This window comes from Shewanella sp. P1-14-1, from assembly GCF_001401775.1.
GTDB lineage: Bacteria > Pseudomonadota > Gammaproteobacteria > Enterobacterales > Shewanellaceae > Shewanella > Shewanella japonica.
Genome location: NZ_LKTL01000024.1, coordinates 25,203 through 47,453, shown reverse-complemented (window position 1 = coordinate 47,453; position 22,251 = coordinate 25,203). Strand labels below are relative to the sequence as shown.

General features: G+C 42.2%; 21 protein-coding genes. 3 read left to right on the top strand and 18 right to left on the bottom strand.

Features of this window, described 5'->3' with window-relative positions:
- Positions 1-130: 130 nt before the first annotated feature.
- The 11 genes from AN944_RS16660 to leuS all read right to left on the bottom strand — a co-directional run bounded on the left by AN944_RS16660 (position 131) and on the right by leuS (position 12,327).
- Positions 131-1,306: a serine hydrolase gene (locus AN944_RS16660; protein ID WP_082420044.1), complete on the bottom strand. Its 1,176-nt coding sequence runs from the start codon at positions 1,304-1,306 to the stop codon at positions 131-133.
- 224 nt (positions 1,307-1,530) lie between these two features.
- Positions 1,531-2,343, bottom strand: a complete 813-nt coding sequence (locus tag AN944_RS16655) for a septal ring lytic transglycosylase RlpA family protein (RefSeq protein ID WP_197495555.1) — start codon at positions 2,341-2,343, stop codon at positions 1,531-1,533.
- On the bottom strand, positions 2,333-3,370 hold the full coding sequence (mltB, locus tag AN944_RS16650; protein WP_055025770.1) for a lytic murein transglycosylase B: 1,038 nt from the start codon (positions 3,368-3,370) through the stop codon (positions 2,333-2,335). Before mltB ends, AN944_RS16655 begins: the two co-directional genes overlap by 11 nt.
- A gap of 89 nt (positions 3,371-3,459) precedes the next feature.
- The gene (rodA, locus tag AN944_RS16645; RefSeq protein ID WP_055025769.1) at positions 3,460-4,572 is read right to left on the bottom strand and encodes a rod shape-determining protein RodA; all 1,113 of its coding nucleotides are present in this window, start codon (positions 4,570-4,572) and stop codon (positions 3,460-3,462) included.
- A complete protein-coding gene (mrdA, locus tag AN944_RS16640) occupies positions 4,569-6,425 on the bottom strand; it encodes a penicillin-binding protein 2 (RefSeq protein WP_055025768.1) in 1,857 nt (618 codons plus the stop codon). Before mrdA ends, rodA begins: the two co-directional genes overlap by 4 nt.
- A 95-nt stretch (positions 6,426-6,520) precedes the next feature.
- Positions 6,521-6,991 carry a 23S rRNA (pseudouridine(1915)-N(3))-methyltransferase RlmH gene (rlmH, locus tag AN944_RS16635; RefSeq protein ID WP_055025767.1) on the bottom strand — a complete coding sequence of 157 codons (471 nt, stop codon included), beginning with the start codon at positions 6,989-6,991 and terminating at the stop codon, positions 6,521-6,523.
- A complete protein-coding gene (gene rsfS / locus AN944_RS16630) occupies positions 6,991-7,320 on the bottom strand; it encodes a ribosome silencing factor (protein ID WP_055025766.1) in 330 nt (109 codons plus the stop codon). The genes rlmH and rsfS overlap by 1 nt, the downstream gene beginning before the upstream one ends.
- A gap of 88 nt (positions 7,321-7,408) precedes the next feature.
- Positions 7,409-8,062 (bottom strand): nicotinate-nucleotide adenylyltransferase, encoded by a 654-nt coding sequence (gene nadD, locus AN944_RS16625; RefSeq protein WP_055025765.1) that lies wholly within the window; start codon positions 8,060-8,062, stop codon positions 7,409-7,411.
- The gene (holA, locus tag AN944_RS16620; protein WP_055025764.1) at positions 8,059-9,090 is read right to left on the bottom strand and encodes a DNA polymerase III subunit delta; all 1,032 of its coding nucleotides are present in this window, start codon (positions 9,088-9,090) and stop codon (positions 8,059-8,061) included. The genes nadD and holA overlap by 4 nt, the downstream gene beginning before the upstream one ends.
- Positions 9,090-9,584, bottom strand: coding sequence for an LPS assembly lipoprotein LptE (gene lptE, locus AN944_RS16615; RefSeq protein ID WP_055025763.1), 495 nt, complete (start codon positions 9,582-9,584; stop codon positions 9,090-9,092). Before lptE ends, holA begins: the two co-directional genes overlap by 1 nt.
- Before the next feature lie 163 nt (positions 9,585-9,747).
- On the bottom strand, positions 9,748-12,327 hold the full coding sequence (gene leuS / locus AN944_RS16610; protein WP_055025762.1) for a leucine--tRNA ligase: 2,580 nt from the start codon (positions 12,325-12,327) through the stop codon (positions 9,748-9,750).
- A 120-nt stretch (positions 12,328-12,447) separates the two neighbouring features.
- Between leuS and AN944_RS16605 the strand changes: the two genes are divergently transcribed.
- Positions 12,448-12,948, top strand: coding sequence for a zinc ribbon-containing protein (locus AN944_RS16605; protein ID WP_055025761.1), 501 nt, complete (start codon positions 12,448-12,450; stop codon positions 12,946-12,948).
- 44 nt (positions 12,949-12,992) lie between these two features.
- Here AN944_RS16605 and AN944_RS16600 read toward each other — a convergent pair whose 3' ends face one another.
- The 7 genes from AN944_RS16600 to AN944_RS16570 form a co-directional block, all read right to left on the bottom strand.
- Entirely contained in the window at positions 12,993-13,487 is a 495-nt protein-coding gene (locus AN944_RS16600) for a prepilin-type N-terminal cleavage/methylation domain-containing protein (protein ID WP_055025760.1), read from the bottom strand.
- Positions 13,484-15,013, bottom strand: a complete 1,530-nt coding sequence (gene lnt, locus AN944_RS16595) for an apolipoprotein N-acyltransferase (RefSeq protein ID WP_055025804.1) — start codon at positions 15,011-15,013, stop codon at positions 13,484-13,486. Before lnt ends, AN944_RS16600 begins: the two co-directional genes overlap by 4 nt.
- A 46-nt stretch (positions 15,014-15,059) precedes the next feature.
- Positions 15,060-15,938, bottom strand: a complete 879-nt coding sequence (corC, locus tag AN944_RS16590) for a CNNM family magnesium/cobalt transport protein CorC (protein WP_055025759.1) — start codon at positions 15,936-15,938, stop codon at positions 15,060-15,062.
- Between the two features lie 51 nt (positions 15,939-15,989).
- Positions 15,990-16,472: an rRNA maturation RNase YbeY gene (ybeY, locus tag AN944_RS16585; RefSeq protein ID WP_055025758.1), complete on the bottom strand. Its 483-nt coding sequence runs from the start codon at positions 16,470-16,472 to the stop codon at positions 15,990-15,992.
- Entirely contained in the window at positions 16,462-17,550 is a 1,089-nt protein-coding gene (locus tag AN944_RS16580) for a PhoH family protein (protein WP_055025757.1), read from the bottom strand. Before AN944_RS16580 ends, ybeY begins: the two co-directional genes overlap by 11 nt.
- Before the next feature lie 137 nt (positions 17,551-17,687).
- Positions 17,688-19,115: a tRNA (N6-isopentenyl adenosine(37)-C2)-methylthiotransferase MiaB gene (gene miaB / locus AN944_RS16575; RefSeq protein WP_055025756.1), complete on the bottom strand. Its 1,428-nt coding sequence runs from the start codon at positions 19,113-19,115 to the stop codon at positions 17,688-17,690.
- A gap of 92 nt (positions 19,116-19,207) precedes the next feature.
- Complete coding sequence (locus AN944_RS16570; protein ID WP_055025755.1) at positions 19,208-19,741, bottom strand: hypothetical protein; 534 nt, start codon at positions 19,739-19,741, stop codon at positions 19,208-19,210.
- Positions 19,742-19,958: 217 nt separating this feature from the next.
- Between AN944_RS16570 and AN944_RS16565 the strand changes: the two genes are divergently transcribed.
- Both AN944_RS16565 and pth read left to right on the top strand, forming a co-directional pair.
- Complete coding sequence (locus tag AN944_RS16565) at positions 19,959-21,194, top strand: FAD-dependent monooxygenase (RefSeq protein WP_055025754.1); 1,236 nt, start codon at positions 19,959-19,961, stop codon at positions 21,192-21,194.
- 382 nt (positions 21,195-21,576) lie between these two features.
- Positions 21,577-22,164, top strand: coding sequence for an aminoacyl-tRNA hydrolase (pth, locus tag AN944_RS16560; protein WP_055025753.1), 588 nt, complete (start codon positions 21,577-21,579; stop codon positions 22,162-22,164).
- The last annotated feature ends 87 nt before the right edge of the window (positions 22,165-22,251 follow it).

The window sequence follows — 22,251 nt, the reverse complement described above, 5'->3', positions numbered from 1 at the left end:
TGCTTTGTGTTCTATATGGGGTAATTATACTGTAATACAAGGCTAATGCGGTTAAATAAAGCGGTAAAAAATAAAGTCACCCTAAGGTGACTTTATTTATATGAAGCGAGGTTATGGTTTTTAGCTAGGTTTAGCCAAACCAACTTTCAAACATTTGCTTGAAGTAATCCATAAGTTTACTAAACCAGCTGCCTTCGTTCACTTCATTAAGAGTAACAAGTGGGAACTCAGCAATATCTTTTCCGTTAAGTTGGAAGAAGATACGGCCAACCGTCTCACCTTTAGCTAAAGGCGCAGATAAAGGCTTAGTTAACTCGAAGTTAGCTTGTAAGTTTTTAGCTTGACCACGATTAATGGTAATTGGGGTGTCAGTGACCACGCCTAAATCTACCGTTTCACGATCGCCATACCAGATTTTTTGAGTTACAAAGGTGTCACCCGCTTTATAAGGGGTAATCGTTTCAAAGAAACGGAAACCATAATTAAGTAACTTTTTGCTTTCCGCTTTACGAGCTGACTCACTGCCCGTACCCATCACAACAGTGATTAAACGCATGCCGTCATTGGTTGCTGAAGAGACTAGGTTATACCCAGCGCCTGAAGTGTGGCCTGTTTTAATACCATCAACATTTAAGCTGTTGTCCCATAGCAAGCCATTACGGTTGTACTGTTTAATACCGTTAAAGGTAAATGACTTTTCAGAGTAAACACGGTATTCATCTGGTACATCACGAATTAATGCAGCACCTAATAATGCCATGTCGTATGCAGTTGTTTTGTGGTTGTCAGAATCAAGACCGTGTGAGTTTTCAAAGTAACTTTGGGTCATACCAAGCTGTTTTGACCAAGAGTTCATTAAGTCGACAAAGCCGTCTTCTGTTCCGGCAATATGCTCAGCCATGGCGACACAAGCATCGTTACCCGATTGAATAATAATGCCTCGGTTTAGGTCTTCAACAGTGACTTTTTTACCTACTTCGATAAACATTTTCGACGAATCTGGGAAGTTTTTAGACCATGCTTTTTTACTGATGGTCACTTCGTCATCCAGCGAAATGTTGCCAACTTTAACTTCATGACCAATAACGTAGCTGGTCATCATTTTGGTTAAGCTAGCAGGGTTAAGTGACTCATAGGCATTATTTTCAGCAATAATGCGGCCAGAGTTGTAATCCATTAATACGTAAGCTTTAGCGGCTACCGTTGGCGCATTTGGCATAACCATAGGTGCGTTGGCTGCTTGAGAAGAAAAAGATACAGCGGAAAGCAGCAGCAAAGATTTAAGCGGTGTGTTTACAATTTTCATCATTGAGTTTGCACATCTCTGGTTAGTCATGAAAGAAGTCGAGTCGTTAATCAATATTTAATGATATTACAGCGAGTTAAACATAAAGTAGCTAACTACTTCAGTTGATTTACACACTAAAACGACACAATTAAAACAATTATATCATTAGTCGACCATAAATTGGCATTTAGGTTCATTAACAAGGGTTAATTTACAGTCGGTAATGACAGGTTATTATCGATTTATTTTTTTGTCGGTGTTCTCAGGTAACTTTGTGGGTAACCGTCTTGTTTTATCTGGGTTAATAACTTATTGGCTAGGTAGGTTTGGGCTATCGGTCCTAGCAGTAAGCGGTAAAAGCCATTTGCACTTTCTACTATTGCAGGCACCTTGTATTTGCGCTCAAACTCTTTCGCTAATACGTTAATTCTTATTTGGTCTTTAGAGGCCACAACTTGAATGATATGTACGCTGTCATCTTTTAGCTCATCTAGGGCCATAGATTCAGGTGACTCAATATGAATGGTTTCAATACTTACTTTGGCAGTACCGCTACCTAGCATGTCGAGTTTATAGGCCGCAGCATATGACAAATCAATAATACGCCCTTCGTGAAATGGGCCGCGATCATTGACTCGAACGATAACCTGTTTGTTATTGGCTTCATTGGTCACTTTAACATAGCTAGGTAAAGGCAAAGTCTTGTGCGCCGCAGACATTGAGTACATGTCATAGGTTTCGCCATTTGAGGTTAAATGACCATGAAACTTAGAGCCGTACCAAGAGGCGTAACCACTTTGTCTGAAGTCTTTTGCTGTCGGTAGTACAGTATATGACTTACCACGCACGGTATACGTTCGCTTATTGCCTTGTCGACTGTAGGGCTCATATTTGGGATGGGCATCTTCAACTTTACTGACATCTGGGGCACTTTTCGGAGCCCGATCATTTTTCATTTGATAACGATCATCTTGGCTTGAACCAGAGCTTGAACACGCGCTGAGCAAAGCACATAAACTCACGATGACAAGGCTTAAACGAGTGTTATTTTGCATGATAAGCTGCTTCTAACTGTTGGCTAAACTGGTATACGGCCATAGCATAAAGCGGGCTACGATTATAACGAGTGATGACGTAAAAATTATTTAAACCTAACCAATACTCGTTCATCTCAGGTTGTTCAAGCTTAATTAATAATGCAGCTTGTGATGCATCGATGTCTTTAGATTCTGCCAGACTTAAACTTGGCGCTAAAATGTCTGCAACGGTTTGTGTTGGCTTACCCTTAACCCAAACACTTGCAGCAGGCGCAGTGTCACTGGTGTGGTTTAATTTGAGTGTAACAGGAGCACCTTTTTTCCATCCGTGTTGATGAAAGTAGTTAGCAACACTGCCAATGGCGTCTTCTTTACTATTGAGTAAATCTCGACGTCCATCGCCACTGAAGTCAACAGAGTAATGGCGATAACTTGAAGGAATAAATTGACCATAACCCATTGCGCCAGCGTAAGAGCCTTTTAGATTATCGTTATCTAATTGTTCTTCTTTGATCAGTGACATCAAGTTGCCAAACTCGCTGCGGAAAAAGGTCGCTCTTGGCGGGTAATAAAATCCTAAGGTATATAAAGCATCTTGAACCTTATAGTTACCCATGTAACCGCCGTAGAAAGTTTCAATACCAATAATGGCCACGATAATTTGTGGGTCGACTTGAAATTTTTCAGCTGCCTTTTGAATGGTCTCAGCATTTTCTTGCCAAAATGCGAGGCCTTTTTCTAATCGCTTATCAGTTAAGAAAATGGGGTAATATTGATGCCAAGGTTTGGCTTCCCAAGGTTTTGAAATGGCATCTAATACAGCTTGATTGTGGTTAGCACTGGAAAGAAATTGCTGCACTTCTTGTTCAGTAAACCCTTTACTGACTTGGGTGGCGATAAATTCTTGTTTTAGGGCGAGGACTTCAGCGCTATCGGTCATCGTAGCGCTATCAGTCACTTGCGTATTCACCGTATCTTCAGCTTGAAGGCTGGTGCAGCTCAGTAGCAATGCTAATCCAGCTGCGAGTCTTGTTTTAAAGTGCATTAACAATCCTATTGTTTAATGTTTATTAGCGACTTATTGTAATGCGAGCCTTTGTGTTACGACTCTACGCATAATATACAGCGCAATACTTAACGGTCTATGAATCGTCGATGAGTATGAATACTCATTAAGATGCCAAATCCTATCATCAATGTCATCATCGATGTACCGCCATAGCTGACTAACGGCAGTGGTACGCCCACTACAGGTAAAATGCCGGAAACCATGCCAATATTCACGAAAATATAAACGAAGAAGGTCAGGGTAATACTGCCCGCGAGCAAGCGGGCAAAACTGGTTTGTGCTCGTGAGGCGATAACAAGGCCTCGGCCAATGATATACAAGTACAAGCCTAATAAAATTAAACTACCTATCAAACCAAACTCTTCGCCTATCACGGCAAAAATGAAATCAGTGTGGCGCTCAGGTAAGAATTCTAATTGTGATTGTGAGCCCTGTAGCCAGCCTTTACCCCATAGACCACCAGAACCAATGGCAATTTTGGATTGGATAATATGGTAGCCAGCACCTAGAGGATCACGTTCAGGATCGAATAGGGTCATCACACGTGTGCGTTGATAATCGTGCATTAAAAAGAACCACAGTATTGGCAGAAGCGCCAAAATTGCTGCGACACAACTGCCGACAATAACCCAGCTCATGCCTGATAAAAACAGGACAAATACACCTGATGCGGCAACAAGAATCGAGGTCCCTAAATCCGGTTGTTTGGCAATTAATAACGTTGGGATTAACAGTATGACTAAACCGCCCGCTAAGTGACGTTTTTTAGGCGGCAATGGAAACTTACTGATATACCAAGCCATCGTAATAGGGAAGGCTAATTTGATGAGTTCAGAGGGCTGAAACTCCATAAAACCGAGGTTTAACCAACGTTGTGCGCCTTTATTGATGGTGCCAAAAAAGTGCACTCCCAAGAGCAGTATTATGCCTGCAACGTAGATGGGCAAAGCCCAGCGCCTGAGGATTTCAGGGTTAATTTGTGCAAATACAAACATTACGCCTAGCGACAGTGTTAAGCGAACTAACTGACGCTCCATCATGGCTGCATCTTCGCCACTGGCTGAATAAATCACAAATAAGCCAAATAGCATTAATGCTAATAGGCCCAGTAATAGTGGCAAATCTATGTGAAGTTTTTGCCAGATATTTTTTTTATGTGGGTGGTGAGAAGCATTCATTCTTCTACCTTCCATTCGTCACGTAACATATATTCATCCAATAGAGCACGGGCAACTGGCCCTGCATTAACACCACCCCAGCCTGCATTTTCAAGTACAACTGCTAAGACTATTTTCGGGTTCTCATAAGGGGCATAGGCAATGATTAATGCGTTATCTCGTAAATGCTCTGCAACGGTTTCAGAATCGTATTTGGCATCTTGTGCGACACTGAATACTTGCGCCGTACCGGTTTTCATTGCTGCGGTATAAGTAGCATCGGTAAAGCGAGATTTGTGAGCTGTGCGGCGCATTGCTTCATTGATGATTTCCCAGTTGTTGTCATTATCGAGCACAATTGGGGCTTGCTCATCTATCGGTGTATCAATTTTTGATGTTTCATCTTTAAATGATTTTAACAAATGAGGTGTGAAGCGCTGTCCATGATTGGCTAATATGGTGGCAGCATTCGTTAGCTGTAATGGCGTGGTTGTCCAGTAACCTTGGCCAATTCCCACCGAAATAGTGTCACCAATATACCAAGGTTGGTTATAGCGCATGCGCTTCCAATCTTTCGAAGGCATGATGCCGTTGGCCTCTTCGTAAATATCGATGCCAGTGGATTCACCAAAACCAAATTGGGACATAAACTGGGCAATTTTATCGACACCGACTTTATAGGCGAGATCATAGAAAAACGTGTCGCAGGAATCCATGATTGAACTATACACATCTACCCAACCGTGACCCCAACGTTTCCAATCTCGGTACTTACGCTCAACATTCGGAATTTGCCAAAAGCCAGGATCCCAAATACGGGTTTTCTCGGTAATGGTTTTTTCTTCTAGCCCAAGCAGTGCGACATGGGGTTTAATCGTCGATGCCGGTGAATATTGACCTTGTGTTGCACGGTTAATCAGAGGTCTAGATTTATCATTAAGTAATGCGCTATAGGCTTTAGAACTAATGCCATGTACGAATAAATTAGGGTCGTAAGTTGGGCTAGAAACCATGGCGAGAACACCACCATCTTGCGGGTCAATAGCGACAACAGAGCCACGGCGACCATCGAGTAACTCCATGGCTTTTTGCTGCAGCTTTAAATCTAATGTTAAGTAGATATCTTGACCCGGTGTCGGCGGAGTGACTTTTAAGGTACGGATCACTCGACCACGGTTATTCACTTCTTCTTCTAAGTGGCCAGGTTTACCTAATAATAAGCTTTCGTAGAATTTTTCGATGCCTTGTTTGCCAATGTCATTGGTTGCGGCATAGTTTTTCCATTGTCCTGAGCTTTCAAGTGAAGCACGGTCACGGGCATTAATTTTTCCAACATAACCCAATACATGGGTCATTAAGCCTTCATATGGGTAATGACGTTTAAGACCTGCCTCTACTCTAAAGCCAGGAAATTGGTGTTGGTTAACACTAAATGTGGCAACTTGTTCTTCAGTGAGACGGGATTTAATTGTAAGTGGCTTAAATCGGCGATGGTAACGCAATCTTTCAGTGATGCTTTCTCGTTCATCTGGGGTGAGCGCAATGATCTCATTGAGTTTATCCAGCGACTCAGTTATTCCTTGGGCTTTTTCTGGGATCAGTTCTAACGTATAAAAAGGTTGGTTTTCAGCCAGTAACTGTCCGTGTCTGTCATAAATAAGACCACGACTAGGGGCAACAGGCACCACACGAATACGGTTATCATTGGAACGTGTTTCGTAATCTTGGAAAGAGACAACCTGCAATTGGTATAGATTAGACAGCAGGATACTGATTAGGACAAATACGCACAGGAAGGTAAACAAAGCACGACGTTTGAATAGCGACGCCTCGGCAGCGTGGTCGTGCATGGCAATGCGCTTTTTTGGCGACACTTAAGCTATCTCCGATAGGGGTAAGGCAGAAAAAATTCAGAATAGCTATATTAGCTGAATTAACTTCACTTTTACCAGCGCTTTACCAATTAGGTTTATTCTCTGTGGTAGGGGTGGTTGTTATTTATGCTCCATGCTCGATAAAGGCTTTCTGCCACCAAAACTCGAACTAATGGATGGGGTAAAGTCAGTGCAGATAAACACCAACTTTGGCTTGCTGCTGCTTTACAGTCAGGAGCAAGACCTTCAGGACCGCCAATCAATAAGCTGACATCGCGGCCATCAAGTTGCCATTTACTGAGTTGCTGAGCAAGTTGGGGCGTTTCCCAATTCTTGCCTGGCAAATCTAGGCTTACAATGTGATTGCCTTTGGGCACTGCTGCTAGCATAAGTTCGCCTTCTTTTTGAAGAATGCGTGCTATATCAGCATTTTTACCGCGCTTTCCTGCGGGGATTTCAATCAGTTCTAACGCCATATCGCGAGGAAAGCGACGTTGGTACTCTTCAAATCCGCGGGTGACCCAATCTGGCATCTTAGTGCCAACAGCAATCAGTTGTAACTTCATTATGCGTCGCTATCAGTCCATAGTTTTTCTAGGTCGTAGAATTCGCGTGTTGCTTGCTGCATCACGTGTAAAATTACGCCACCTAAATCAACCAGTACCCATTCGCTGCTGTCACGACCTTCAACACCTAATGGTTGCATGCCTGCAGTTTTAGCTTCGACGATCATATTCTCTGCGATTGCACGAACATGTGTTTTTGATGTACCAGAACAAATTACCATAAAATCAGTAATGTGCGATTGGTTTGCCACGTCTAATACCACAACGTCTTTGGCTTTTAGGTCATCGATCTTATCGACAACAAAATCTTTTAATTCCGTGCTCTGCACGTCACTTACCTCGATCTGTTAAAACAACGGGGCATTATACGCAAAATACCCCTGTTAGCGCAATTGAACTGGCGTGCAAATGAACAGCTTAATTAGCTTGATACAGACTATGTTGGCAAATGTATTGCTGAATGACCTCAGGGAGTAATGCATTTAGCTGTGCATTGTTTGAGTCTTGGCGTTCTTCGACTGTTAAATTGCTCAGCAATTGGCGTATTTGTGTCGAGGAGATATCTTGCGGCTGTACTTCGATAGGGTAGATTTTTCCTGTCAATGCACTGGTACTGACGAGTTGGTTATCTGCTAATACGATTGTCATTGGATGTTCAGCTGTTAACTGCCAACCTGGTCGCTGACACACGACGATATGGCATAAGTCGAATAATGATTGCCAGTGATACCAAGTGGGTAATTGGATAAACGAGTCGGTTCCCATAATGAAGTAAAACTGATGCTGGGGATATTGCTGTTTAAGTAATGCTAACGTTGCTACCGAATATGATGGCGTGTCACGATTAATTTCAATATCACAAAGTGCAAACTCATCATATAGCTCACAGACAGCTTGAGTCATTGCAAGACGATGTTGACTGTTGACTGTCGTTGATTGTTTGTGGGGCGGTATATGATTTGGCATTAACCAAATTTTATCGAGATTTAGCTGATGCAAGACTTCCAATGCGGGCTTGATGTGACCTAAATGAATTGGGTCAAAAGTGCCGCCTAGTAATCCTATTTTCATGTCTGTAGCTCAATATGGGAAAGGCGGCGATGTGCATTTGGATCAAATAGCAAACATAAATGACTCATAGCGGTCCAATCTTCAATACCGTGTTGTTTGAGATTCATTTCCATTTTTGAAGCAAAGGCAAGCATGTGTTCGATTTGGCTTAGGGTTAAGCGAGTTAATGCTGCTTGATAAAGCGGTTTGCGTTTATCCCATATACGGTGCTGCTGCCAAAGACTATTAAGCTGTGCGCCTTCTTCGACCGCCGTTTTTAAACTAAGCAGTACATTAAGTTCTTTAAACAGTGCCCACATTAAAATTGGCATGGCGGTGCCTTCACCATTTAATTGCACCAGCATGTGCTGTGCGTGCTTTTGATGGTTACCTAATAGGGCATCCGTAAGCTGAAATACGGTAAAGCGAGATTGATCTTCAAAATAATCAGTTAAATGATCACTATGAATCGGTTGTTCCGGACTGAGTAATTGCAGTAGCTGTAGTGCTTGCTCTGCTGCTAATAAGTTACCTTCAAACAAATTAAACAGCATGGCTTTGGCATCCATTTGCACTTGCAAATGATAATGATGGATTCGGTTATCTAGCCAGCGCTGAAATTGCTTCCCTTCTGGGGTGGTACAAGGTAAATAAATGCCAGATGCATCGAGGGTCTTAAACCATTTACTTTTAGTTTCAGCGGACAGCTTTGGTCCGTGAATAAGTAAAATAATGTCTGGATTAGGGCTTTGCATCATTGAAATTAATGCAGCTGAGCCTTCTGTGCCGGGTTTAGCTTGTGGCAGGGTTAATTCAATGATCCGTCGACTGGCAAATAAACTCATGGATTGCCATTCCTGAATCAAATCATTCCAGCTGAAACCTGTTTCTTGAGTTAAGTGAACACGTTCATCAAAGCCATGCTTTTTCGCTGCTGCTAAAATCTGTCCTTTGCAATTTTCGATGAGCCATGGGTCATCGCCAAATAACAGGTAGCAACCTTGCGGATTTTTTAAATGCTGGCTTATTTGATCTGGGTAAACCCGCATCAATTCACCTCGATTGAGGCCAACGTTTGAATAATGTTGTCAGCTGCTTGAATACGCATTTCTTTGACCAACATATCCATCTCGCGACTTTTAGCGAGAGCTGTACGAGGATCGTCTTGGTAATCGCGACGTACTTCAGCATGGAAAATTTGTGGTTCAGATTGTGGCAAAGTGACGGAATAATTCACTAAATAAATCAATTCGTATTCGGCAACGTTACCTGTTGGGTATAACGATAATGTCGCTCGCTCTAATGAGTCGTTAATTAACCTTAGTGTTGGCGTTGTATCTGATGCAGGTACTGTTGAGACTGCATGAATACGTAATCTGTCGCTTACCAGTCTTGATAGCTCACTGTATTGATCGCTGGTGCTTAAATGTAATTCTTCAAGCTCAGCTGGAATAGAATAACTGCGTTGTAATTTAAAGCCGCAACCTGCAGTGGTTAAGATAACCAGTGCGATTATTGCCAAGCTAATGCGTTGTATTAGCATCACTGTTATTGGCATCCTTTTAAACGTTGGAGTGGATATTTTGCTAAAGCAAAGTTGAATAATAGATTACAGGGAAATAAGTAAGGTTGCTAATCAATAGCAACCTTACTGTCAGAAAATGCATTATTTCACTGTAGTGAACAGCGTTAATTGTTGAAAATGATTATTTTGCAACAATGTTCAGCAGTTTACCTGGTACGTAAATCACTTTACGCACGGTGACACCGTCAGTGAACTTTTGTACGTTTTCATCCGCTAAGCCTAACGCTTCAACTTCCTCTTTTGATGCATCTGCAGCAACGGTGATTTTAGCGCGCAGTTTACCATTCACTTGAACGATAATAAGTTTGCTGTCTTCAACCAGTGCTGACTCATCAACTGTTGGCCATAAGCTATCTTCAATATCAGTTTGGTTACCTAAAGCAGTCCATAAGCTAAAGCTTGTATGTGGAATGATAGGGTAAAGCAAACGCGTTACTGCAGTTAATGCTTCTTGCATAAGTGCACGGTCTTGCTCGTTAGCAGACGGTGCTTTTTGCAATTTGTTCATTAGCTCCATGATAGCGGCAATAGCAGTGTTGAACATTTGACGACGCTCGATGTCATCACTGACTTTGGCGATAGTCTTATGCAGTTCACGACGAAGTGCTTTTTGATTGTTATCAAGCGCTTTAGGGTCAAGAGCAACAACGTCACCTTGAGCAACATGATCGTGTGCCGTTTTCCATAAACGCTTAATAAAGCGATGTGCACCTTCAACACTTGATTCTTGCCATTCAAGCGTTAGCTCAGGTGGTGCAGCAAACATCATGAATAAACGTACGGTGTCAGCACCGTATTTATCAACCATTTCTTGTGGGTCAATACCGTTATTCTTAGACTTCGACATTTTGCTCATACCGGTGTAAACCAGTTCATGGCCTTCTTTGTCGACAGCCTTAACTACACGGCCTTTGTCGTCAGTTTCTTGAACTGTTACATCAGCTGGTGAAACCCAAACTCGAGCGCCTTTCTCATTGGTGTAGTAGTACGCATCAGCAAGTACCATACCTTGAGTCAATAGACGTTTTGCAGGCTCGTTCGAATCCACTAATCCGATATCGCGAAGTAATTTGTGGAAGAAACGGAAGTAAAGTAAGTGCATACACGCATGTTCGATACCACCAATGTATTGATCCACTGGTAACCAGTAGTTCGCTTTAGCAGGGTCAAGCATTTGATCGGCATGCGGGCTACAGTAACGTGCGTAGTACCAAGATGACTCCATAAAGGTATCGAAGGTATCTGTTTCACGCAGTGCTGGCTGGCCGTTAACTTCAGTCTTAGCCCACTCTTTGTCTGCTTTAATTGGGCTTTGAATACCATCCATTACCACATCTTCAGGTAAGACAACGGGGAGTTGCTCTTCTGGCGTTGGCATGACAGTACCGTCTTCAAGGGTCACCATTGGAATTGGTGCGCCCCAGTAGCGTTGACGAGAAACACCCCAGTCACGTAGACGGAAGTTGACTTGACGCTTACCTTTACCTTCTGCGGCAAGTTTTGCATCAATCGCATCAAAAGCGGCTTGGAATTCAAGACCGTCGAACTCAGCTGAATTAAATAGTACGCCTTTTTCAGTGAAGGCTTCTTCACTAATATCTAGCTCACCATCAACTGGCTTAATTACAGCTTCAATGGCTAAACCATACTTTTTAGCAAATTCGTAATCACGTTGATCATGAGCAGGAACAGACATAACAGCGCCTGTGCCATAGTTCATTAATACAAAGTTTCCGACCCAAATTGGGACTTCTTTACCCGTTAATGGGTGAATGGCATTAAGACCCGTTGCAACGCCTTTTTTCTCCATTGCAGCCATAGCAGCTTCAGTGGTATCAACGTTTTTACATTCTTCAATGAATGCAGCTAACTCTGGGTTATTCAGCGCGGCTTTTTCTGCTAGCGGGTGACCGCTTGCAATCGCAACATACGTCACACCCATAACGGTATCAGGACGTGTTGTGTAGATATCGAACGTCTCGTCACTGTTAGCAACATTAAAGGTCATTTCGATACCTTCACTGCGGCCAATCCAGTTACGCTGCATTGACTTAACCTGTTCAGGCCATTCGTCTAGCTGATCAATATCATTTAATAGCTCTTCAGCGTAATCGGTAATTTTGATGAACCACTGAGGGATTTCTTTTTGAACCACTTCAGTGTCACAGCGCCAGCAGCAGCCGTCTTGTACTTGTTCATTGGCGAGTACGGTTTCATCGTTTGGACACCAGTTTACTGACGCAGTCTTTTTATAGACTAAGCCTTTTTCGTATAACTTGGTGAAGAACCATTGCTCCCACTGGTAGTACTCAGGAGTACAAGTCGCAATTTCACGACTCCAATCATAACCAAAACCTAATAATTTAAGCTGGTTTTTCATGTAGTCGATATTTTCGTATGTCCACGGTGCTGGGGCTGTCTTGTTGTTGATTGCCGCATTTTCAGCAGGTAGGCCGAATGAGTCCCAACCGATAGGTTGTAATACATTTTTACCTTGCAAACGTTGGTAACGAGCAACAACATCACCTATGGTGTAGTTACGGACGTGTCCCATGTGAAGTCGACCAGATGGATAAGGGAACATTGAGAGACAGTAAAATTTCTCTTTGTTTTCATCTTCTGTAACTTCGAAGGTTTTTTTGTCTTCCCAGTGCTTTTGCACTAGGGCTTCAATTTCTGAGGGATTATATTGCTCTTGCATCAATCTATTCCGGCCTATGCCGCCCATTGTTTGATCTAACGCTAAAAAGCGCGAGTGAGATCTGCATAGAATAAACTAGAAGTGATGCATTAAAAAGGTTCAGATGAAGGAGTATTTTTTATGAGTGGAAGAAGTTCAGCATTATTAGGGCTTTATCAGACGCTTTTTGAGCAAGTGAAACAGCGCTATGAAGAAGATAACTCATTGACTGCAAAGAGCCTTTTTGCATCAGTAACCCAGTGTAAAGATTATTTGCAATTGAAGTCAGAAGCTCAAGCAGAGGAGCTCGCTTTAGTAGAAGAATTTTTAAAGCGTGACATCGCAAGCTATGTAAAAGAGGAAAATGCTGAAAATCTCAGTTTTAGTCCTACAGTTATCACTTTAGAAAACACCCTTTGGCATTGGCTAGGTGAAATTACGGATAGAAGCCAAGTTGAATGGCATGAGATTGCCCAAGACTTCAAACACAAGGGCTTTTATATGTCGGGTGAGGTGATAAACCAAGGAAAGGTCATTTGTACTGAATGTAACCATGAAATGAGCATTGAGTTTCCAAGCTTAATTCCTGACTGCCCTCAGTGTGATAATGAAATGTTCACCCGAGAATCTTTAGCACCTTAATGTTTTAGCAAAGGTTAATTGGCTCAGCTGAGCCAATTAACGGTTTAACACCCAGACACCTCGTTGACATAGCCTGGTGGGGTGGTTGCATTAGCAGCTTGGCTATAGAGAAAATAGCATTGGTCATCTTGGACTTTGCCGTCTTGGTTTAGATCGTAACCGATAAAGGTATTTGCAATACCTTGGTACTCAATCACAAAACCATCATCAATAATGAGCCATTTTTCGATATCAGTATTATCTAGGTAACCCCATTTTAGGCGGGTATTAAAACTGCCATCACCTTCTAAATCAATATCTAACAAATCATCACGGCTTCCTACAGCTTGAGTAGAAAAGCTACTCATCTGCGAGCGGGCATAAACAAGATTATTTGCTGTTTTAGCACTGGCATTGAGCTGTGCAAGGCCACTGACTCTCGCTTCAGTAGAGACAGTGATAAATTTAGGTGCTGCCACGATGGCTAAAATAGCCAAAATGATAATGACAACAACGAGCTCAATTAAGGTAAACCCTGTTTGCTTTTGTTTTTGGTTCAATCAGTTTTGCTCTGTTTCCAGATCGACACTTGAATAGCGATGCCAACGAGTAATAGTAACCAGCACAATATCAATAATGGGGTCTGACCTAAATGTTTAAACCAAGTTTCACCGTCATATAAAGCGACATCGGCCACTAATACGCCTTCTTTAAATTGTGGTATTTGGTGGGTAATACGCCCGTGGACATCAACCACAGCTGTCACGCCATTATTGGTTGCTCGAACCAGTGGTCTACCAAGCTCAATTGAGCGCATTTGGGCAATTTCCATGTGCTGTAGGGGGCCAATTGAGTCACCAAACCATGCATCATTTGACACAGTAAGCAGTAAATCAGTATCAGCATGAGTATTGGCGCGAAGCTGTTCTGGAAATACGATTTCATAGCAAAGTGCTGGAGCAATTTGATACCCCATAGCGTTAAGGTTTTGCTGTTGAAAATTTCCCCTAGCAAATGATGACATTGGCAGATTAAAAAACGGTGCCAATGGTCTTAGTAGACTCTCAAACGGGACGAATTCACCGATAGGCAGTAAGTGGTGTTTTTTATAATCATTAGTGCCATTGCCTTGATAATCGCCCATAGGTTGAACGGCTTTATTAGCGTTACCTAGGACAATAAGAGAATTATAAAAATCATTCTTTTGCAGACTGATGATGCCAGTAATAATGGCACTGTCATTCATATTGGCGACTTTATCTGTGTTTCTTAAAAAATCACCCACCATTGATTCTGGTGCTGGAACAGCAGCCTCTGGCCATATGACAATATCAGCATCAAAATTTGGACGGCTTAAGTCCATGTATTTTAGCAGTGTAGGCCATAGTGCATCAGGCTCCCATTTCATGCTTTGTGCAATATTACCTTGCACCAAGGCAACTTTTACAGTCTCATTGCGAGGGGTAATGTCCGATATCATTGGTGCTGCGATTGTGGACGCCAATAGCACTGCAGAAATAATGATGGCACTCATAAAGCGCTTTTTCATGACTAATGCAATAGAGCCACAGAATAGGGCAATGATGTAACTTAATCCAAGTGCGCCAACAATGCTGGCTAACTCAGAAAGCGGCCCTTGGGTTTGGCTGTAGCCAGCCCATAACCACGGGAACCCAGTTAATACCCAGCCTCGCATCCACTCTGTAATAACCCAAAGAGCAGGAAACAAACCTAGATATTGGAAATAACAATGCCAATGCTTAAAGCGTGGGTGTTGACTAAGCTTAGCGGTGAGGTAGCCTGCCAGTGCAGGATAAAGTGCTAGGTAAAGAGCTAATAACCCCATTAATGTCATCGATACAAATAAGGGTAATCCCCCAAAGGTGTCGATGCTGACATGTACCCAGCTTATACCAAAGGCAAAACAGCCAAAGCCGAAACTTAACCAGTGAAAGAAGTTTTCTTTTGGGGGTAATTTACGGCTTTGCCAGAGGACAAATAACATCGCCGCTGGATAGAAGGCCCAAATGGAGTAGGGCGCAAAAGCGAGTGTGGTTGAAGCACCCGCAATAAAAGCGGTCATCATCTTAACTAAAGATGATGCAGAGATATTATTTTTTTTAAACACAGTGTTAGTCGTCGTTGTCTTCTTGAAGTTTAGGATCAGGTAACTTCACACTAAGCTGAATGAGTCGTCGAGTATCAGCGTTAGTGACTTTGAATTCAATGCCTTCGATTAACACGCTTTCATTACGCTCTGGTAAATGACCAAAGGCATGAGACACTAAACCACCGACAGTATCGAACTCTTCGTCGCTGAATTGGGTACCACAAGCTTCATTGAATTCATCAATGGGCGTGCGGGCTTTAATCATAAACGCTGTGTTACTGATCTTCTTGATTTCCGTATCTTCCACTGAGCTATGGTCAAATTCGTCTTCAATTTCGCCGACGATTTCTTCCAAGATATCTTCAATGGTGACTAGACCGGATACGCCACCGTACTCATCAACCACAATGGCCATATGATAACGTTGGGAGCGGAATTCTTTTAGCAGCACATCGACTCGTTTACTTTCTGGGACAACTACAGCAGGTCGAATGACTTGGTGTAATGAGAAAGGTTGGTCAGATTGCTTAAAACCATATTTGAGTAGATCTTTTGCTAACAAAATACCTTCAATATGATCTTTATCTTCGTTGACTACGGGAAAACGAGAGTGCGCTGATTCGATGACTGTTTCAAGTAACTCTTCAACAGTACTATCGATTTGTAATGTGACTATTTGGCTTCGAGGGATCATAATATCGCGAACGCGAAGACCCGATACTTCTAAAACACCATTCATCATTTCGCGAGTATCTTCGGTAATGAGATCACGCTCTTCAGCGCCTGCAATCACATCAACAAGATCTTCACGATTTTGAGGTTCGCCCTGAAACAACTGACCTATTTTGTCAATCCAGTTTTTTTTACGGGCGCTGGTACTCGGTGGGATGTCGTCACTCATAATATTTTACTAAATCGCTGGAGGGCACTTTCATGCAATCCTTTGACTTATTTATGCTTCCTTATACGGATTTGAAAAACCTAAACCTTCAATGAGTTGAGTCTCTAATGACTCCATTTCTTCGGCTTCACTGTCGATAATATGGTCATAACCTAGCAAATGCAAGCAGCCATGAATAACCATATGAGCCCAATGTGCAACAAGGGGCTTATTTTGTTGTTTTGCTTCGAGTTCTACGACCTCAGCAGCAATGATTAAATCACCTAAAAGTGGCAATTCTACCCCTGGTGGGGCATCGAAGGGAAAAGATAAAACATTTGTTGGTTTATCCTTGCCTCGATAAGTATGGTTAAGCTGCTGACTTTCAGTATTTTCGACAATACGAATCGTCAATTCAGCTTGTGCCATTGTGTTACCAATTGCGGTGCGAACCCATAATTCAAACTCTTCTTGTGTCGGAATAGCTTGTGGGTCATTTACCGCAATCTGTAAGTCTACATCTAGCTCCAGTTTCGTGCTTTTCTCAGAGCTCATTTTTAACGACCTCAGTAGCATGATTTTCTTGCGTCATTTGTTCGTTAAATGCTTCTTGTCGCTTTTTGTACTGGCGCTCTTTTTCCGCTTTTATTGCTAGCTCTTTACTGTCGAAGGCATCATAGGCTTCAACAATTCTAGCAACAATTGGGTGACGCACAACATCGTGTGACATGAAAAAGTTAAAGCTGATGTCATTCACTTCGCTGAGCACTTCGATAGCTTGGCGTAGACCAGACTTTTGGCTACGAGGCAAATCTATTTGAGTAATATCACCTGTGATAACAGCGCGAGAATTAAAGCCGATACGGGTTAGGAACATTTTCATTTGTTCAACCGTGGTATTTTGGCTTTCATCCAAAATAACAAACGCATCATTTAGGGTACGGCCTCGCATATAAGCAAGTGGCGCGATTTCAATAATGTTGCGCTCAATCAGTTTTTCAACTTTTTCAAATCCGAGCATTTCAAATAATGCATCATAAAGCGGGCGTAAGTAAGGGTCGACTTTCTGGCTTAAATCACCAGGCAAGAAACCTAACTTTTCACCTGCTTCAACCGCTGGTCGAGTTAGCAAAATACGGCGGACTTCTTGGCGCTCAAGGGCATCAACGGCTGCAGCCACGGCTAAGAAGGTTTTACCCGTACCAGCAGGACCAATACCAAAAGTAATATCATGCTTGGCAATATTGGCCACATAATTGGCTTGGTTTGGATTTCTTGGCTTGATAACACCGCGTTTAGTTTTGATGTGCAGGGCACTGTCTTCACCTGAGCTTTCAGCTTCAAGGTTGATGACTTCTTGTATGGCTAAATGCACGCGCTCAGGTTCAAGATCAGGGGTGCTGCCTTTAACCGTTTGCGTTTCAATATATAACTGCTTGAGCAAATTATTCGCATTAAATGCGTTGCGTGGTAGGCCTACAATCTTGAAATGATTGTTTTTGTGGGCAATCTCAACCCCTAAACGGCGCTCAAGTTGTTTAATGTTGTCATCATAAGGACCACATAATGAGGCCAACCTTCGAGTCTCTGAGGGCTCAAGGTACAAATTCATGGTTGTTACTTTAGTGGACAAAAATATTGCTCCAAAACGAGAGTTTATTAACAATCAATCTACGAGTGTAAACGCTAAAATACCACGCTATGATGGTAAAAGCATAATAAAGGCGGCTCAAGGCCGCCTTTATTAACAAAACATAATCTGATTAATGATTAGTTTGGAGTGAACTGAGTCACACCTAAATCATCATCGGTTTTATGTTTAGCCAAAATATCTGACGGGCGTAAACTACGACGTAAATCCATTTCGTCTTCACCACGGACAAATACGCCACGTAATGAATTCGTGTAAACGTCAACGATTTCAACATCAACAAAGCCACCAATGCACTTTGGATCGCCTTCAAAGTTAACGACACGATTATTTTCAGTACGACCACGAAGCTCCATTGGATTCTTTACAGATGGACCTTCTACCATAATACGTTGCACTGTACCTAGCATTTGACGGCTGTAACGCATCGCTTGTTGAGTAATACGGTCTTGTAAAATCGCTAGTCGCTGTTTTTTCTCTTCCATGGATACATCATCAGGCAAGTCCGCTGCTGGAGTACCAGGACGTGCACTGTAGATAAAGCTGAAGCTGTGATCAAAGCTCACATCTTCAATTAACTTCATGGTGTCTTCAAAGTCTGCTTGAGTTTCACCTGGGAAACCAATAATAAAGTCAGAACTGATGTGAATATCAGGACGGGCTTTACGTAAGCGACGGATGATTGACTTGTATTCAATCGCCATATGGCCACGTTTCATGTTAGTTAAGATGCGATCTGAACCTGACTGAACAGGTAAGTGCAAGAAGCTCACTAATTCAGGTGTATCTTCATAGACATCAATAATGTCTTGTGAAAACTCGATAGGGTGACTCGTGGTAAAGCGAATACGATCGATGCCATCAATAGATGCTACTAAGCGAATGAGCTCTGCAAAGGTGCAGATTTCATCATCGTGAGTTGGGCCACGGAAAGCATTAACGTTTTGGCCAAGTAGGTTTACTTCACGTACACCTTGCTCCGCGAGTTGTGCAACTTCTAAAATCACATCATCGACAGGGCGGCTGACTTCTTCACCACGTGTGTATGGCACAACACAGAAAGAACAATATTTACTGCAACCTTCCATAATGGACACGAACGCCGTTGGACCATCAGCTTTAGGCTCAGGTAAACGGTCAAACTTTTCGATTTCAGGGAAGCTCACATCAATAACGGCTTTATCACCGTTATTGATTTGGGTAATCATTTCAGGAAGACGGTGCAAGGTTTGTGGGCCAAAAATAATATCAACACACTGAGCACGTTCTTTAATTGCTTTACCTTCTTGCGACGCAACACAGCCGCCAACACCGATAATTAAATCAGGTTTTTTATCTTTTAAGGTTTTCCAGCGACCAAGCTGATGAAACACTTTTTCCTGTGCTTTTTCACGAATTGAACATGTGTTTAGTAGCAGTACGTCTGCTTCTTCAGCATCCTCAGTCAAGGTATAACCTTGATAATCGTCCAGCAAATCAGCCATTTTAGATGAATCGTACTCGTTCATCTGACAGCCCCAGGTTTTTATGTGTAGTTTTTTACTCATCAGTTACGCCGTTCTATTACCACAGAAAAATAGCCGAGTATTTTAACTGCACAAAGGCTCGCTGGCTAGCCTTTGTGCACATCTTGTTAGCATTATTCTGAAATGGCGAATACCCCTATTTTTTCAGGGTATTTATCTTGCTGTGCTAACTCATTTGATTGATTAGCAAAAAAGCCAAAATCTTCGGCCATCGCTAAATTATCTAAACGTGCTTGAAGCATGACCTTTTGATTTAAATCAGCATGCAATCTTGATGAATGGGTAAACTCTGCTGCTAAATTGACGAATTCTTGTTCGTCATCAGCAAAAAAACCGTATCTTTTTGCCAAGGTGACATTGTCTTGGCGAGCTTGGGCAATAATTTTCTGGCCTAGCTCTCGATTAAAGCCAGTGAGCATTTCCGTGGTTTGCTGATATAAGGCATAATCAAATGGCGTGCGATAGATGACAGTGACGGTTTCCATTGGTTGTATTTGCGCATGAGATGCAGCAGAAAATAACCCAGTGACGGCCAATATAGCGCTCACTAAAACGCGGGTTATTTTTTTTACATTAAACGCCAATGACGTTGTCGAAAGTTTGGTGCTAATTTTTGTAGAATGTACGTACGTGCTGTTAGTAGACATAGTATCCTCTCTTACCTTGGCATGACAGAAGTGGTGCAAGGTGTTTTCATTAGACAATTTGAGTATAAGAAGAGGTTTACTGGTTAATATGTCACCATTGTAAGCAGGTGTTGCTCAAAGATTGTCTAGCAACATATCGACACGATTAAGCGATTTTAGACACGTTTGCACATATTTAACTACAACAAGTGTGACGTGCGATGAGAAGGGTTTAGTAATGCAAGATGCAGTTCAAAATACGGTTGAAGGCAGTGACCAAAGTCAAGAGATTCAACATGATGTAGTGATTGTTGGTGGCGGGATGGTTGGAGCTGCTGTTGCTGTTGGCTTGGGGCAGTTAGGCTTAAATGTGGCAATGATTGAAGCTTATCAACCCAAGGCCTATGAACCAGAACAAGCGCTGGATCTTCGAGTGTCAGCAATTAGTGTCGCCTCTGAGCAATTGCTCGACCGTCTTGGTGTGATGGACACCTTATTATCATTACGTCATGTGGCATATAAAGGCTTAGAAACTTGGGAGGTGGATGATTGCATCACTCAGTTTCATGCGGACCAAATAGGTGAACCGCATTTAGGTTACTTTTTTGAAAATCGCTTAATTCAACTGTGTCTATGGCAACAAATTGAGACGATGGACAATATCACTTTATATTGCCCCAACAGTGTAAGTCGATTTGAACGAGTTAGCTCAAGTGAAGCTACACAAGTTAAAGTCAGTCTTGATTCTGGTGCTGAGCTGATGGCGACACTGGTTGTGGGGGCCGATGGGGCTAACTCACAAGTCCGTCAGTGGGCAGGTATTGGAATTACAGGTTGGGATTATGCACAATCAGCCATGTTGATTAATGTTGCCACAGCGACTGAGCAACAAGATGTTACATGGCAACAATTTACACCTCATGGCCCACGTTCGCTTTTACCTTTACCAGGTAAAAATGCGTCATTAGTTTGGTATGACAGTCGCAGCCGAATTAAGCAATTAATGCAACTTAACCCTGTGCAACTTGCCGAACAAATCAGACAGCATTTCCCTGAGCGGTTAGATAGTGACTTTACCGTTATCGACAGAGGCAGTTTTCCATTAACACGTCGACATGCGCAATCATATTATCAAGACAATGTGGTCATATTAGGTGATGCAGCACATACCATTAACCCACTTGCGGGGCAGGGGGTGAATATTGGTTTTAAAGATGTTGATGTATTGATTGCGACGATTGCTGATGCAATTGGCAACGATAAACCTTGGTGGACTGGAAGCGTGTTACAGCAATATCAGTGCAAACGTTATAACGATAATTTACTGATGATGTCTGCGATGGATGCATTTTATGCTGGTTTTAGTAATAATTTATTGCCGCTCAAATTATTAAGAAATGGCATGTTAAAGCTAGCAAACCATGACAACCCAATCAAAAAGAAAGTCCTTAAATATGCATTAGGCTTAGCATGACCTATATTGTGACTAGCCATACCCACAGATCTGAATCATTAATTAGATAATGTTGTCGAATGAAGTGCCTGAAAAGTTCAGGCGCTTCTAATTTTAAACATCTATCTTCTCGTTTTCTCCTGCTGTTTTTCTTCTTACTAGGCACAGCCTTTGCGCCAATAGCCAGTTTGTGGCAATAAAATTAAACGCGCTCGTCAGTAAAAGCAGCCGCTTAAAGCCAAGTTATTATCTTGAGTTTAGGTTAATTAGCACAGGGTATTTGTTGAGTTCTGTTTTGAGTGTTAAAATGCCGCGCTTTAGCGCAATCAGATCATTGTCAGTGTGTTTTTGTACTTTGATTTGTTGTTCGCGCGGTATTATTTTCGCTAAAAAATGAGTACTAATGAGTCAAATTAAACTAATTGTCGGCCTTGCAAATCCGGGCGCTGAATACGCGCAAACTCGTCATAATGCAGGTGCATGGTATGTGCAGGAACTCGCACGTTTATGTGGCGCTACTTTAGTACCTGATAGCAAATATTTTGGTTTAACCGCAAGAGTGACCATTGACGGGAAAGATGTCAGGTTATTAATTCCGACAACGTTTATGAATTTAAGCGGTAAGTCAGTGAGTGCATTAGCTAACTTTTTTAGAATTACCCCAGAGCAAATTTTAGTTGCACATGATGAGCTGGATATGGAGCCGGGAGTCGCTAAGTTCAAACTTGGTGGCGGTCACGGTGGCCATAACGGTCTAAAAGACATCATTGCGAAAATGGGCAACGATAAAGGCTTCCATCGTCTTCGTATCGGTATCGGCCATCCTGGTGATAAAAATCGTGTCAGTGGTTATGTGTTGGGTAAAGCACCCGCAGTAGATCAAGAAAAAATGAACGCAGTAATAGATGAAGCAGTGCGTTCAACAGAGATTTTATTTAAGCAAGATATGGCGAAAGCCATGAACAGATTACATACTTTTAAAGCTGAGTAAGGATTAATACCGTATCAACGGGCTAATCGTCATCGGTTTTAAGATGATTATTGATATTCACTGCATCAGTGTTGATGCAGTTCAACA